Raw genomic sequence first — 13,984 nt, forward strand, 5'->3', positions numbered from 1 at the left:
ACGGCTTCAGCGTTGCTCTTCCAGCTCCGTCAGACGGTTCCCAGATCCACGGCGACGGAGAAGGGCGCGGCAGCCTTGATCACGCCGGTGAACATCTCGCCGTCCCGGTAGGCCCTGGTGGCGGGGTCGAGGACGTAGGTGTAGATGACGGGGACACCGGTGGCGGCCTGTTCTACCTGCCAGTAGAAGGGGGTCCCGGCCTCGGCGTACTGGTTCACCTTCACGACCCGGTCGGTGGTCTCCGAGCCGGGCGACACGACCTCGACGACCAGGAGTACGTGGTCGGGGCGGGTGGGCGTGAGATCGATGGTCTCCGCCCGGTAGACGGTGACATCCGGACGGCGGTTGGTGAGGGGAACGTCCTGAAGCCGGACGTCGAAGTCCGTGTCGGCGTTCCAGTCCGGGCCTGCGGCGGCGTCCAGGGCATTGGCCAGGACTCGGGCCAGACGGTTGTGCCGCTTGGAGGCGCTCGGCCTGTCGACGACCGCCCCGTCCACGGTCTCGACGCCGGCGCACCGCTCCTCGGGCCAGGACGCGTACTGCTCCGCGCTGACCTGCGTATGCATCTACGCGGATGCCACCATTTCGGTGGTCATGGGTACCTCCTCCGTGGAGCCTCGACAGTTCCGGAGCTCCGGAACTGAGCGTACGGTCCGTTGATCCGGGCGAGTTGTGACGGAAGAGGAGGCCATCACCCACCCCACGACAGCCCACGAGCGCGATTCAGCCAAGCGAGGCAGCGCCCGTGCGCGCTTCGCCGGCCGGATCAGGCACTGTGAGAGGCTGGACCGCATGAACCGGCTGGCTGGCGTGACCTCGCCTTATTTGCTTCAGCACGCGGACAATCCGGTCGACTGGTGGCCCTGGACGCCGGAGGCTTTCGAGGAGGCGCGGCGGCGCGATGTGCCCGTGCTGCTGTCGGTCGGCTACTCCGCGTGTCACTGGTGCCATGTGATGGCGCACGAGAGCTTCGAGGACGAGGCGGTCGCCGCCGTGATCAACGAGCACTTCGTGGCGGTCAAGGTGGACCGCGAGGAGCGGCCCGACGTGGACGCCGTCTACATGGAGGCCGTGCAGGCCGCCACCGGGCAGGGCGGCTGGCCGATGACCGTCTTTCTGACGCCCGAGGGTGAGCCGTTCTACTTCGGTACGTACTTCCCGCCGGAGCCGCGCCACGGCATGCCCTCCTTCCCGCAGATTCTCCAGGGTGTGCGGAGCGCGTGGACGGACCGCCGGGACGAGGTGGGCGAGGTCGCCGGGCGGATCGTCGCCGATCTGTCCGCGCGGTCGCTCTCCGTGTCGCCGGCCAACGGTGAACCGGTGCCGCCGGGCCCGGAGGACCTGGCGAACGCGCTGCTCACGCTGACCCGCGACTTCGACGCCGTACACGGCGGATTCGGCGGCGCGCCGAAGTTCCCGCCGTCCATGGCGCTGGAATTCCTGCTGCGCCACCACGCCCGTACGCAGTCCGAGGCGGCTTTGCAAATGGTGCAGGCGACCGCGGAGGCGATGGCCCGCGGCGGCATCTACGACCAGCTCGGCGGCGGTTTCGCGCGCTACGCGGTGGACGAGACCTGGACGGTGCCGCATTTCGAGAAGATGCTGTACGACAACGCGCTGCTGTGCCGTACGTACGCGCACCTGTGGCGCGCCACCGGGTCGGACCTGGCCCGTCGTGTCGCCGTCGAGACCGCCGAGTTCATGGTGCGGGAACTCCGTACGGAGCAGGGCGGGTTCGCCTCCGCGCTGGACGCCGACTCCGACGACGGCAGCGGCCGGCACGTCGAAGGCGCGTACTACGTGTGGACGCCGGAGCAGTTGCGCGACGTCCTGGGGGAGAAGGACGCCGGGATCGCCGCGCACTACTTCGGGGTGACGCAGGAGGGCACCTTCGAGGAGGGCGCCTCCGTCCTGCAACTCCCCGACACCGACGACCTGGTGGACGCGGCGCGGATCGCGGGCATCAAGGAGCGGCTGCGCGCGGCCCGCGACGCCCGGCCGCGCCCCGGGCGGGACGACAAGGTCGTCGCCGCCTGGAACGGCCTGGCCATCGCGGCCCTCGCCGAGACCGGTGCCTACTTCGACCGCCCGGATCTGGTCCAGGCCGCCACGGACGCCGCCGACCTGCTCGTCCGCGTCCACATGGACTGGCAGGCGCGGCTGCACCGCACCTCGCGCGACGGCGTCGCGGGCGCCAACACCGGCGTCCTGGAGGACTACGCGGACGTCGCCGAGGGCTTCGTCGCGCTCTCCTCGGTCACCGGGGAGGGCGTCTGGGTGGAGTTCGCCGGCCTCTTCCTCGACACCGTGCTCGTCCACTTCACCGCCGAGGACGGCACGCTCTACGACACCGCCGACGACGCCGAACAGCTGATCCGCCGCCCGCAGGACCCCACCGACAACGCCACGCCCTCCGGGTGGACCGCGGCCGCCGGCGCCCTCCTGTCGTACGCGGCGCTGACCGGCAGCAGCCCGCACCGGGACGCCGCCGAGCGCGCCCTCGGCGCCGTCAAGGCGCTGAGCGGCCGGGCGCCGCGCTTCATCGGGTGGGGGCTGGCCGTCGCCGAGGCCGCGCTGGACGGGCCGCGCGAGGTCGCGGTGGTCGGTCCGGACGGCGACCCGGCCACCCGGGCACTGCACCGTGCCGCCCTGCTGGGCACGGCGCCCGGCGCGGTGGTCGCCCTGGGGGAGCCGGGGTCGGACGAGGTGCCGCTGCTGAAGGACCGCCCGCTGGCCGACGGCCGGGCCGCCGCGTACGTGTGCCGCCACTTCACGTGCGAGCGGCCGACGACCGACCCCGGAGAGCTGGGGGAGAAGCTGAGCGGCGGCTGAGAGGGGGCGGGCGCCGGCCTGCCCCCGGCCCCGCCGACCTCCTCCGTCCTAAGTCCTAGGCCGCAAAGCGGGCTTGAACTTCACGCGGGCGTCAACTTTTAGCGTGACGGCATGACGAACCGCACGCACCGCACCGGTGGCGGCCTCCCCGCCACCCACCACGAAGTCCGCCTCACCGGCCGCCCGCGGGGCCCGCTCACCGACGACCTGTTCGAGGTCGTCGAGGTACCGGTGCCCGAGCCGGCGGCCGGGCAGGTGCTCGTACGCAACACCACCATGGCCGTCGCCGCCGTCATGCGGACGCTCATGGACGAGGCCACCACGGTCCCGATGCCGTCCTTCGTACCGGGCGAGCCGCTGTACGGGGCGGCCGTCGGCGAGGTGGTGGACGCGCCCGGCACCGACTTCGTCCCTGGTGACCTGGTGGAACACCACTTCGGCTGGCGGGAGTACGCCCTGGTCGATGCCGCCGAGGCGCACCGCAGGGACCGGGACCTGCTGCCCGACCCGGCCGCCTACCTGTCGCAGGGCCCGACCGCCTACATGGGCGTCGTCCGGGGCGCCGAGGTGCGCCCGGGGGACACGGTGTTCGTGTCGGGCGCGGCCGGCGGGGTCGGTTCGCTGGCGGGCCAGATCGCCCGGCTGCGCGGTGCCGGGCGGGTCATCGGCAGTACGGGATCGCAGCGCAAGGCCGACTGTCTGGTCGACGAACTGGGGTATGACGCCGCGGTGATCCGCGGTGCCGGCCCGATCGAGGAGCAGTTGCGCAAGGCCGCTCCGGAGGGCGTCGACGCGGTCTTCGACAACGTGGGCGGCGAGCAGTTGCAGGCCGCCGTCACGCTCGCCAACCGCGGTGCCCGTATCGCACTCGTCGGCGCGCTCTCCAACCAGCTCTCCGATACCGGCACGCACACCACGGAAATCGACACGCTGTCCCTGGTGGCGCGCGGCATCACCCTGCGCGGCATCGCGCTCTACGACCACCCCGACCTGATCCCCGAGTGGAACGAGGTCTTCGGGCGCGGCCTCCGGGACGGCACGCTCACCTTCCCGCACGCGCGGCTGCACGGAATCCAGGAGGCGCCGCGCGCCCTGCGGGAGCTGGTCGAGGGGCGGCACCTGGGGGCTGTGCTCGTGGAGTTGTGAGGGGAGTGGCGAGGGGGGGCTGAGGGGAGAGGTGAGCGGGGTTCCTGTGGCGCGGGCCCGTCGGTGTGCTCCGGGCGACGACGTACGGTCTGAGTGAGACGACGTACGCAGCGGGGCACCACCGACCGGGCCCCGGCGGGGGAGGACCGGATGCGCATCGGGGACGCCGCGGCCGCGGCGGGCATGACGGCCAGGGCGCTGCGCTACTACGAGGAGCACGGGCTGGTGATCGCCCGGCGTACGCCGTCGGGGCACCGGGTGTACGAGCCGGAGGACGTACGGAAGCTGCGTACGGTGCGTGAACTGCTCGACGCCGGGCTGACGGTGGGCGACATCCGGTCCTTCGCGCCACTCCTCGACGCGCTGCCTCCCGAGGGCATACCGGAGCTGTTCTTCACACAGGGCGGCGCTCAGAGCGGAGCCCGGGGCGGTGGCGGGGGAGGCCCGGCGGGTGACGTGGCGGACCTCGGGCCGACGCAGCACCGCCGTACGGCGGCGGAGGTGGCCCGCCGCCGGCTGGCCGACCTGGACGCCCGGATCGAGCGGCTGACGCGGCTGCGCGGGCGGCTGGCCCGGCGGCTGGGGGAACCGGCCAGGGAGCCGGGGCGGGTGGCGCCGTACGAGAGGGCTTTACGGGAGTGAGGCGGTGCGGACGCGGCGCGCGCTCACCACGTCAGGCCCCGGCCGAGTACGTTCATCGCGCGGTCGATGAGGGTGCCGAGATCGTCCCGCTGCCCGTCCGCGACCCAGTGCAGCAGCGCCTCCTGGAGCCCGGCCAGAAGGGCCGTGGAGATCACCCGGACCTCCAGGTCGTCGGCGGAGCGGCCGGTCCGCTCCGCCAGTACGGCGCTGATCATGGCGCTGTCCCGCGCGGTGTTCTCCGCCGTACGGCCCCGGATCGCGGGCACCTCGCGGATGAGCCGGGCGCGCTGGACCAGTTCGGCACGCTCCTCGGCCGACAGGCGCCGCAGCGCCTCGACGGCCACGTGCCGCATCGACTCGGTCATCGGCTCGCCGGCGGGCCTGGCCCGCAGCCCCGCCTCCAGGAGCGGGCCGTACTCGTCGGTGAGCACGATGTCCTCCCGCGTGGGGAAGTAGCGGGAAACCGTGCTGGGGGAGACCTCGGCGATCCGGTCGACGGAGGTCGCCTCGTACCCGTGCTCCGCGAAGAGCCGGTAGGCGGCCCGGCGGATCGCCTGCCGGGTCTGGATCTTCTTCCGCTCCCGCAGCCCGATCTTGGGAGTGCCGGGCTGAGCGGCGGAGTTCTGTGCGCAGGCCATGAGCGTCATTGTCCGGCGGTATGGGCCGCTTCCGCACGCAGGAGGCTGTCGGTCCGCCGCTGTTCCTTGATATGCCCTTGTCTGTCAGTGGTGTGTGTAACGCTTGAGCGAGGGCAAGATCACTGTCAGTGATGCTTGGAGGGGGTGTTGCGGGTATGCGTACTGCGATTGACGTGTTCGCCGTGTTCGCGGCAGCGCTGTGCGTCGGAGGGTTCCTCGTCGGCGGCACGACCGCGGTGGTCGCGCTGGTGCTGGCCGGGGTGACGGCCCTGACATGGCAGGTGGCCGCGGCGTCGAGGCCGCGGCCACGTCAGGGTGCGGGGGGCTCGCGCCGGCGGGGCGGTGAGGACGGCGCGGAGGACGGCGGTGCGGGTGTCACCGGTGGCGCGGATGTCGCGCCGGGTGCCTCAGGCGTGCGAATAGGCCACCAGTGAGATGCCGACGTAGTGCACCACGAACGCCGCCAGTGTCAGGGAGTGGAAGACCTCGTGGAAACCGAACCACCGCGGTGAGGGGTTGGGGCGCTTGATGCCGTAGATGATGCCGCCCGCGCTGTAGAGGATGCCGCCGACGATGACCAGGACGAGTACGGCGATGCCGCCCTTGCGCAGGAAGTCGGGCAGGAAGAAGACGGCCGCCCAGCCCATCGCGATGTAGCAGGGTGTGTAGAGCCAGCGCGGCGCGCCCACCCAGAAGACGCGGAAGGCGATACCGGCGAGGGCGGCCGCCCACACGGCCCACAGGAGTGTCTGGCCGCGGCCGCCGGGGATCAGCAGCATGGTCAGCGGGGTGTAGGTGCCCGCGATGATCAGGAAAATATTGGCGTGATCCAGTCGCCGTAGCACGGCTTCGGCGCGTGGGCCCCAATTGCCGCGGTGGTACAGGGCGCTGATCCCGAAGAGCAGGCACGCGGAGAGGGTGTAGACGGCACAGGCGATCCGGCCGCGGGTGCTGTCGGCCAGTGCCGTGAGCACCACTCCGGAGACGAGGGCGGCGGGGAACATCCCCGCGTGCAGCCAGCCCCGCAGCTTGGGCTTGAGCGGCGCGGCCTTCGCGGCGACCGCGGATACTGCGTCGGCGGCCGCGCTGGTGACGGAGGAAGAGCGGCTTTCGGCGGCGTCGGGCGCGGAAGTCATGGCCGCAATGCTACCTACGCAACCGTAGGTTACAGATCGGTCCGGAAGTGGTGACGGTCACGAGAACCTCCTCTGGACAGATGCCCATGAGGATCGGATGATCAAATGAGTGCGGTCGGCACCGGATGAGCGGTCGCGAAGCATCCGGGTCGCAGCCCCCAAGGGGCAGGCATCTTCAGAAGCGGGCTCTGCCGGCGTGTACGCGGACAGTGGTCCGTCCCAAACCCTCATCTAGGAGCGATCGTGGCGCGCGACAACGCGGCTCCCTCCCCCGTACCGACCAACCACCAGGAACTGATCTCCTGGGTCGACGAGATCGCAGCCGTCACCGAGCCGGACCGCGTCGTGTGGTGCGACGGTTCGGAGGCGGAGTACGAGCGCCTGTGCGAGGAGCTCGTCGCGAAGGGCACCTTCACGAAGCTGGACCCGGTCAAGCGCCCCAACTCCTACTACGCCGCTTCCGACCCCTCCGACGTCGCCCGGGTCGAGGACCGCACCTTCATCTGCTCCGAGAAGGAGGAGGACGCCGGCCCGACCAACCACTGGAAGGCCCCGGCGGAGATGCGCGACATCTTCACCGGTGAGCAGGGCGTCTTCCGCGGCGCGATGCGCGGCCGGACGATGTACGTCGTCCCGTTCTGCATGGGCCCGCTCGGCTCGCCGCTCTCCGCGCTCGGCGTGGAGATCACCGACTCGGCGTATGTCGCCGTCTCGATGCGCACCATGACCCGGATGGGCCAGGCCGTCCTGGACGAGCTGGGCGAGGACGGCTTCTTCGTCAAGGCCGTGCACACCCTCGGCGCCCCGCTGGCCGCCGGCGAGGCCGACGTGCCGTGGCCGTGCAACTCCACGAAGTACATCTCGCACTTCCCCGAGGACCGCGAGATCTGGTCGTTCGGCTCCGGTTACGGCGGCAACGCCCTGCTGGGCAAGAAGTGTTACGCGCTGCGCATCGCCTCCGTCATGGCGCGCGACGAGGGCTGGCTCGCCGAGCACATGCTCATCCTCAAGCTCACCCCGCCGCAGGGTGAGGCCAAGTACGTCGCCGCGGCCTTCCCGAGCGCCTGTGGCAAGACCAACCTCGCGATGCTGGAGCCCACGATCTCCGGCTGGACGGTCGAGACCATCGGCGACGACATCGCCTGGATGCGGTTCGGCGAGGACGGCCGCCTGTACGCGATCAACCCGGAGGCCGGTTTCTTCGGTGTCGCGCCCGGCACCGGCGAGCACACCAACGCCAACGCCATGAAGACGATGTGGGGCAACTCCGTCTTCACCAACGTCGCGCTGACCGACGACGGCGACGTGTGGTGGGAGGGCATGACCGAGGAACTGCCCGCCCACCTGACCGACTGGAAGGGCAACGACTGGACGCCGGAGTCCGGCACCCCGGCGGCCCACCCCAACGCCCGCTTCACCGTCCCGGCCGGCCAGTGCCCGATCATCGCGCCCGAGTGGGAGGACCCCAAGGGCGTGCCGATCTCGGCCATCCTCTTCGGCGGCCGCCGCGCCAGCGCCGTACCGCTGGTGACCGAGTCGCTGACCTGGCAGCACGGTGTCTTCCTCGGCGCGAACGTGGCGAGCGAGAAGACCGCCGCGGCCGAGGGCAAGGTCGGCGAGCTGCGCCGCGACCCGTTCGCCATGCTGCCGTTCTGCGGCTACAACATGGGCGACTACATGGGCCACTGGATCAAGGTCGGCGCCGACAAGGACCAGGCGAAGCTGCCGAAGATCTACTACGTCAACTGGTTCCGCAAGGACGCGTCGGGCCGCTTCGTGTGGCCGGGCTTCGGCGAGAACAGCCGGGTGCTGAAGTGGATCGTCGAGCGCCTGGACGGCAAGGCCGAGGGTGTCGAGACGCCCATCGGTGTGCTGCCGACGAAGGAGGCGCTGGACACCGACGGCCTCGGCCTGGACGACGCCGATCTGGACTTCCTGCTCACCGTCGACAAGGACGTGTGGCGCGAGGAGGCGGCGCTCATCCCCGACCACCTGAACACCTTCGGTGACCACACGCCGAAGGAACTGTGGGACGAGTACCCCGCGCTCGTACGCCGCGTGGGGTAGTACGGGAACGGCCCGGCACGGACCGGGCCCCACGGTCGACGGCCGGGGTCACGTGCACGACCACGTGACCCCGGCCGTCTCTTGCTTTCCGCGCGGCCTCTCAGGCCGTGGCCAGCTCCTGTACGGCGGCGTCGGCCTCATGCGCCTCCATGCGCTCCGCCGCCAGCGCGGCGGCGGCCCGGTCGCCCCGCGAGGTGGCGACAGCCAGGGCGCTGCCGGCCAGCATCCGGGCGCGCCGGTGCAGCCGGGGCGCGCGGGCCGGATCGCCACTGCCGGTGGGCGCGGCGCGCAGCGGGTACGCCCCGCCGCGCAGCCGCGTGACCTGCTCGGCGATGCGCTCGGCGGCCTCGTCCAGTGCGGGATCGGCGACGGTGGCGCGCAGCTCGTCGGTGACGGTGAGCAGCGCGGTCAGGTGGCCGGCGAGGCGGATGTCCAGCTCCTCCGTGCGGGAGCGGTGCGGGACCTCCTGGTCGGCGGCCATGGAGTGGACCGACTTGGTGCGGATCGGTTCATACATCGGACGGCCTCCTGGCAACACTCAACGGCTAGGAGACCATCCTAGCTTAGACACTGTCTAAAGTTGTGATCCGTACAGCCCACGTACGGGTGACATTCCCCGGAGGCGAGGCGCGCTCCCCGGCCGGGCTCCGGCTGGGCCCCGGCCGGCTCCGGCCGGGCCCCCGGCCCCGCTCAGTACTGCCCGTACCCGTCCAGGAACCTGCCGATCCGGGTCACCGCGTCCGTCAGATCGTCCTTGTTCGGCAGCGTGACCAGGCGGAAGTGGTCCGGCTCCGGCCAGTTGAAGCCCGTACCGTGCACGATCATGATCTTCTCGGCGCGCAGCAGGTCCAGCACCATCTGCCGGTCGTCCTTGATCTTGTAGACCTTCGGGTCCAGCCGCGGGAAGGCGTACAGCGCGCCCTTCGGTTTGGTGCAGGTGATGCCCGGGATCTGGGTGAGCAGGTCGTACGCGGTGTCCCGCTGCTCCAAGAGGCGTCCGCCCGGCAGCACCAGGTCGTTGATCGACTGATGCCCGCCGAGGGCGGTGGCCACGGCGTGCTGCGCGGGCATGTTGGCGCACAGCCGCATGTTGGCGAGGATCGTCAGCCCCTCGATGTACGAGGCCGCGTGCGCCTTCGGGCCGCAGACCGCCATCCAGCCGCTGCGGTAGCCCGCCACCCGGTAGGACTTGGAGAGCCCGTTGAACGTCAGGGTCAGCAGGTCGGGCGCGAGCGAGGCGAACGGGGTGTGGGTGACGCCGTCGTAGAGGATCTTGTCGTAGATCTCGTCGGCGCAGACGATCAGGTTGTGCCGGCGGGCGATCTCGGCGATGCCGCGCAGCAGCTCGTCGTCGTACACCGCGCCCGTCGGGTTGTTCGGGTTGATGACGACGATGGCCTTGGTGCGGTCGGTGACCTTGCGCTCGATGTCGGCGAGGTCCGGCATCCAGTCCGCCTGCTCGTCGCAGCGGTAGTGCACCGCCGTACCGCCGGACAGCGAGACCGAGGCGGTCCACAGCGGGTAGTCCGGGGCCGGTACGAGCACCTCGTCGCCGTCGTCCAGCAGCGCCTGCATGGACATCTGGATCAGCTCGGAGACGCCGTTGCCGAGGTAGACGTCGTCGACCGACAGTTCGATGCCCTTGGTCTGGTAGTGCTGCATCACCGCGCGCCGGGCGGAGAGCAGCCCCTTCGCGTCGCCGTAGCCGTGGGCGGTGCCGACCGTACGGAGGATGTCCTCCAGGATTTCCGGCGGGCACTCGAATCCGAACGCCGCCGGGTTGCCGGTGTTGAGCTTGAGGATGCGGTGTCCCGCTGCTTCGAGCCGCATCGCCTCCTCAAGGACCGGGCCCCGGATCTCGTAGCAGACGTTGGCGAGCTTCGTTGACTGGATCACCTGCATGCCAGCCACCATACGGGCGCGTAACACCCCCCGCCTGGTGTTTTAGTTCACCCTGGACGCCTGGTGGTGTGGGGTTGCTCACCCGCCGTGACGGAGCGCCGCGCCGGGTGCCGACGGGGGCGTGCGCGAACGGCTCCCGCGCCCGGCGCCCCGGCGGTACGCTCCGGGGTGGTGGCCGGGCGATCACGGGGGCGGCGGCATGGTGTCATCGGAGCAACGGCTCGCACTGCTCAACGACGAGCCGGTGGACACCGCCGGCACCGACCTGCTCGGCTCGGGCCAGGCCGCCCGGCAGCTCGCGGGCCTGCTGGTCGCCTCCCGGGCCTCCACCCCGTTCACCCTCGCCGTCGACGCCGGGTGGGGGATGGGCAAGAGCAGCCTGATGCAGCTGGTGCGCGGCGAGCTGGCGAACGTGCCCGAGGTGCACACCGTCTGGTACAACGCCTGGACCTCGTCCGGCGCCGACGCCCTGGAAGGGCTCATCAAGTCGGTACTGATGCGCTTCGACCGCAGGCTGCTGCGGCGGGCGCTGCACCGGGTCTCCGAACAGCGGGCCCTGCTGCGGGCCCTGCGCGCGCTGGCGGCCCTCGTGGCCGGGCCGCTGGGCGCCGCCGGGCTGGTCGACGAGCTGTGGAGCAACCTGTCCGTCAACTCCCAGGCGCGCAACGAGATGCGGGAGGCGATCCGCGATCTGGCCCAGGAGTGGGCCGAGACCGCGGACTACTCACCGCGCCGGATGCTCGTCGTCTTCATCGACGACCTGGACCGCTGCTCCGAGGAGACGGTGCTCGCGGTGTGCGAGGCGGTCAAGGTCTATCTGGACGTGCCGGGGCTGGCGTTCGTCATCGGCTGCGACCGTTCGGCGATGGGGCCGAGCGGCCTGCTGCGCGACCTGACCCCGGCCGGTGCCGCCTTCATGGAGAAGATCTTCCAGACCAGCTACCGCATCCCGGTGGCCGACGGCCAGGGCGTGCAGGAGTACATCGGGTGGTGCGCGCGCACCGCCGGTATCGAGCGGCTGCTCGACGCGCCCCTGGTCGAACTGCTCGCCGAGCGCTCGGCCCGCAACCCGCGCCGCATCAAACGGCTGGTCAACGGCTTCGTCCTGGAGGCCACCCTCAACCCGATGTGGGCGGACCACCCGCCGGAGGCCGTCCTCCGCACGCTACTGATCCAGTACTTCTACGCCGACTTCTACCGGATGATGACCAGCCCGCCGGGGGCCGACAGCGGGGACGTGATCGCGGACTTCTGTACGTACCGGCGGGTGCGGACGTTGCTGCGGGCGTCCGCGTCCTGGTCCGACGAGGAACAGTCGTCGGTCGACGCCTTCCTGGCGCTCCGGGACGTGGCGCCCGTCCCAGGGAACTGGCGCGCGACCTTGGAGGCGGTGGAGCGCGAACTCCCCACCGTGTTCCCGGGCATGGTTGCCGACTCCGCGTTCAATTCCCTGCTCGACGGCCTGCTCGGTCTGCCACGCTCCGAGGAGCTGGTGCGCAGCCTGCGCGAGGGCGGACCGGCGATGGTGACGCTGCCGCAGCGGGAGCCGGAGTCCGGGGCGGCGGGGGTACCCGTGCAGACCGGGGTGTACGAGGCGCAGGCCGGCGAGATCGGATACGGCCCGTCCTCATCCCGGCTTCCCGCCGAACCCTTCGCCGGCCACACCATTCTCTGGGTCGACGACCACCCTGAGAACAACACCGCCCTGGCCGCGTGGTGCCGGCGCCGAGGGGCAACGGTCGAATGCGCCGAGGACTCCCGTACCGCCGACGCCGTCATCGCCGGGCGAACGCCGTCCCTGATCATCTCCGACATCGCCCGTGGCACGGACGACCGGGCCGGCTTCCTGTACGTGGAGGCGTTGCGCCGGGACGGGCGCTACACCGGCCCGGTCGTCTTCTACGCAGGCCGGGTCACACCGTCCCGCCAGGAGGCCGCCCGCGCCCTGGGCGCCCTGGGCGTGGCAGCCGACGGCGAGGAGCTGACACGCCTGGTCAGACGCGCGCTCGCCGCACGGCCCGCCCCGCCAGCACATCCGTCCGCCGCCCGTCCTCGATGACGAACCGCCCGTCGATCAACACGTGCGGAATACCCGTCGGCAGGGTGCGCGGCGCGTCGAAGGTGGACCCGGCGCCCACCGTCTCCGGGTCGAAGAGGACCAGGTCGGCGCGGTAGCCCTCGCGGACCAGCCCCCGGTCGGGCAGCCGCAGCCGGGCGGCGGCGCGCGAGGTCAGATGCGCGACGCACTCCTCCAGCGACAGCACGCCCAGCTCCCGTACGTACGTCCCCAGGTACTTGGGGAACGTGCCGTACGCCCGCGGGTGCGGCTTGTGGCCCTGGAGGATGCCGTCGCTGCCGCCGGTGTGCACCCGGTGGCGCATGATCGCGCGGACGTTCTCCTCGTGGCCGACGTGCTGGAGGATCGTCGAGCCGAGCCGGTCCTCGACCAGCAGCCGCCGGGCCGTCGTCCACGGCTCCTCGCCGCGCTCCCGCGCCGACTCGGCCACCGTCCGGCCGACGTACCCCTCCAGCTCCGGGTGCGAGACGCCGGAGATCTCGATGGTGTCCCACTCGATCGGCACGCCGTGGCAGCCGTCCGCGCCCTCCACCTCCATGACGTGCCGGATGCGCTCGGCCGCCGCGTCGTCCCGCAGCCGTTCCATGATCGCGTCGGGGCCGCCCTCGCTCGCCCAGCTCGGCAGCATGGCGACCAGGGTCGTGCAGCCGGGCGTGTACGGGTACGTGTCCAGGGTGATGTCGGCGCCGGACTCCAGGGCGCGGTCCAGGAGGGCGAGGAGTTCAGGAGCGCGGCCCTTGTTCACGCCGAAGTTCATGGTGGCGTGGGCGAGGTGCAGGGCGCAGCCCGCCTGGCGGGTCAGGCCGACCATCTCCTCGTACGCGCCCAGCGCGCCCGCGCCGTACGAGCGGTGATGCGGGCAGTAGTAGCCGCCGTAGCGGGCCACGATCCGGCACAGTTCGGTGAGTTCGGCGTCGTCCGCGTACATGCCGGGGGTGTAGGTGAGGCCGGAGGACAGGCCGACGGCGCCCTGCTCCAGGCCCTCGGCGACGAGCTGCCGCATCCGGGCGATCTCGTCGGGCGTGGCCGCGCGGTCGTCCCAGCCGAGGGCGAGCATCCGTACCGTGCCCTGCGGGATCAGATAAGCCGCGTTGACGGCGATGCCCTGGCCGTCGAAGCCGTGGTCGAGGCGGTCGAGGTACTCGCCGACCGTGCGCCAGCTGAAGTCGATGTCCGAGCCGTCCCCGTTCCAGCCGGTGATCTGGGCGCGGACCTCGGCGAGCGTACGGTCGTCGACCGGCGCGTACGACAGGCCGTCCTGGCCGATCACTTCGAGGGTGACGCCCTGCGCCGCCTTCGCCTCGTGCGACGGGTCGCGCAGCAGCGCGAGGTCGCTGTGCGCGTGCATGTCGATGAAGCCGGGGGAGAGGGCCAGGCCCGCGCCGTCCACCACACGGGCGGCGCCGGGGCGTGGCCCGGAGTCCGTCTCCCGGCGGATCTCGGCGATCCGGCCGCCGTCGAGGGCGACGTCCGCCCGGTAGGAGGGGGTGCCGGTGCCGTCGATGACGCGTACGTCGCGGACCACGGTGTCCATGACCGAACTG

12 protein-coding genes are annotated in these 13,984 nt (G+C 71.5%); 6 read left to right on the forward strand and 6 right to left on the reverse strand.

All coding sequences use genetic code 11. The annotated features are described in order from the left end of the window. Positions 1-29: 29 nt before the first annotated feature. Positions 30-566, reverse strand: a complete 537-nt coding sequence (locus JXZ78_RS28205; protein ID WP_238783430.1) for a Uma2 family endonuclease — start codon at positions 564-566, stop codon at positions 30-32. A 226-nt stretch (positions 567-792) separates the two neighbouring features. Here JXZ78_RS28205 and JXZ78_RS28210 point away from each other — a divergent pair, with 226 nt between their 5' ends. From JXZ78_RS28210 to JXZ78_RS28220, 3 genes are all read left to right on the forward strand, one after another. Beyond that, entirely contained in the window at positions 793-2,832 is a 2,040-nt protein-coding gene (locus tag JXZ78_RS28210; RefSeq protein WP_030020646.1) for a thioredoxin domain-containing protein, read from the forward strand. Positions 2,833-2,943: 111 nt separating this feature from the next. Continuing rightward, the gene (locus JXZ78_RS28215; RefSeq protein ID WP_030020647.1) at positions 2,944-3,978 is read left to right on the forward strand and encodes an MDR family NADP-dependent oxidoreductase; all 1,035 of its coding nucleotides are present in this window, start codon (positions 2,944-2,946) and stop codon (positions 3,976-3,978) included. Between the two features lie 150 nt (positions 3,979-4,128). Beyond that, positions 4,129-4,620 carry a MerR family transcriptional regulator gene (locus JXZ78_RS28220; protein WP_030020648.1) on the forward strand — a complete coding sequence of 164 codons (492 nt, stop codon included), beginning with the start codon at positions 4,129-4,131 and terminating at the stop codon, positions 4,618-4,620. A gap of 23 nt (positions 4,621-4,643) precedes the next feature. Here JXZ78_RS28220 and JXZ78_RS28225 read toward each other — a convergent pair whose 3' ends face one another. Beyond that, positions 4,644-5,267, reverse strand: coding sequence for an acyl-CoA-like ligand-binding transcription factor (locus JXZ78_RS28225; RefSeq protein WP_372498452.1), 624 nt, complete (start codon positions 5,265-5,267; stop codon positions 4,644-4,646). 146 nt (positions 5,268-5,413) lie between these two features. Here JXZ78_RS28225 and JXZ78_RS28230 point away from each other — a divergent pair, with 146 nt between their 5' ends. Beyond that, positions 5,414-5,692, forward strand: a complete 279-nt coding sequence (locus JXZ78_RS28230) for a hypothetical protein (protein ID WP_030020650.1) — start codon at positions 5,414-5,416, stop codon at positions 5,690-5,692. On the opposite strand, the gene trhA is transcribed toward JXZ78_RS28230, so the two are convergent. After that, entirely contained in the window at positions 5,666-6,394 is a 729-nt protein-coding gene (trhA, locus tag JXZ78_RS28235) for a PAQR family membrane homeostasis protein TrhA (RefSeq protein ID WP_030020651.1), read from the reverse strand. The genes JXZ78_RS28230 and trhA overlap by 27 nt on opposite strands. 243 nt (positions 6,395-6,637) lie before the next feature. Between trhA and JXZ78_RS28240 the strand changes: the two genes are divergently transcribed. Beyond that, positions 6,638-8,461 carry a phosphoenolpyruvate carboxykinase (GTP) gene (locus tag JXZ78_RS28240; RefSeq protein ID WP_238783432.1) on the forward strand — a complete coding sequence of 608 codons (1,824 nt, stop codon included), beginning with the start codon at positions 6,638-6,640 and terminating at the stop codon, positions 8,459-8,461. Positions 8,462-8,561: 100 nt separating this feature from the next. Here JXZ78_RS28240 and JXZ78_RS28245 read toward each other — a convergent pair whose 3' ends face one another. Together JXZ78_RS28245 and JXZ78_RS28250 are read right to left on the reverse strand one after the other, a co-directional pair. After that, positions 8,562-8,978: an SCO4983 family protein gene (locus JXZ78_RS28245; protein WP_030020653.1), complete on the reverse strand. Its 417-nt coding sequence runs from the start codon at positions 8,976-8,978 to the stop codon at positions 8,562-8,564. Between the two features lie 173 nt (positions 8,979-9,151). Then, the gene (locus JXZ78_RS28250; protein WP_030020654.1) at positions 9,152-10,363 is read right to left on the reverse strand and encodes a pyridoxal phosphate-dependent aminotransferase; all 1,212 of its coding nucleotides are present in this window, start codon (positions 10,361-10,363) and stop codon (positions 9,152-9,154) included. Positions 10,364-10,562: 199 nt separating this feature from the next. Between JXZ78_RS28250 and JXZ78_RS28255 the strand changes: the two genes are divergently transcribed. Then, on the forward strand, positions 10,563-12,422 hold the full coding sequence (locus JXZ78_RS28255; protein WP_050502557.1) for a P-loop NTPase fold protein: 1,860 nt from the start codon (positions 10,563-10,565) through the stop codon (positions 12,420-12,422). Here JXZ78_RS28255 and JXZ78_RS28260 read toward each other — a convergent pair. Then, positions 12,358-13,974 (reverse strand): N-acyl-D-amino-acid deacylase family protein, encoded by a 1,617-nt coding sequence (locus JXZ78_RS28260; RefSeq protein ID WP_030020656.1) that lies wholly within the window; start codon positions 13,972-13,974, stop codon positions 12,358-12,360. The two genes, JXZ78_RS28255 and JXZ78_RS28260, sit on opposite strands and share 65 nt — an antisense overlap. Positions 13,975-13,984 lie beyond the last annotated feature (10 nt).

Origin of the sequence: Streptomyces monomycini, from assembly GCF_022271435.1 — a bacterium.
GTDB classification, from domain to species: domain Bacteria; phylum Actinomycetota; class Actinomycetes; order Streptomycetales; family Streptomycetaceae; genus Streptomyces; species Streptomyces monomycini.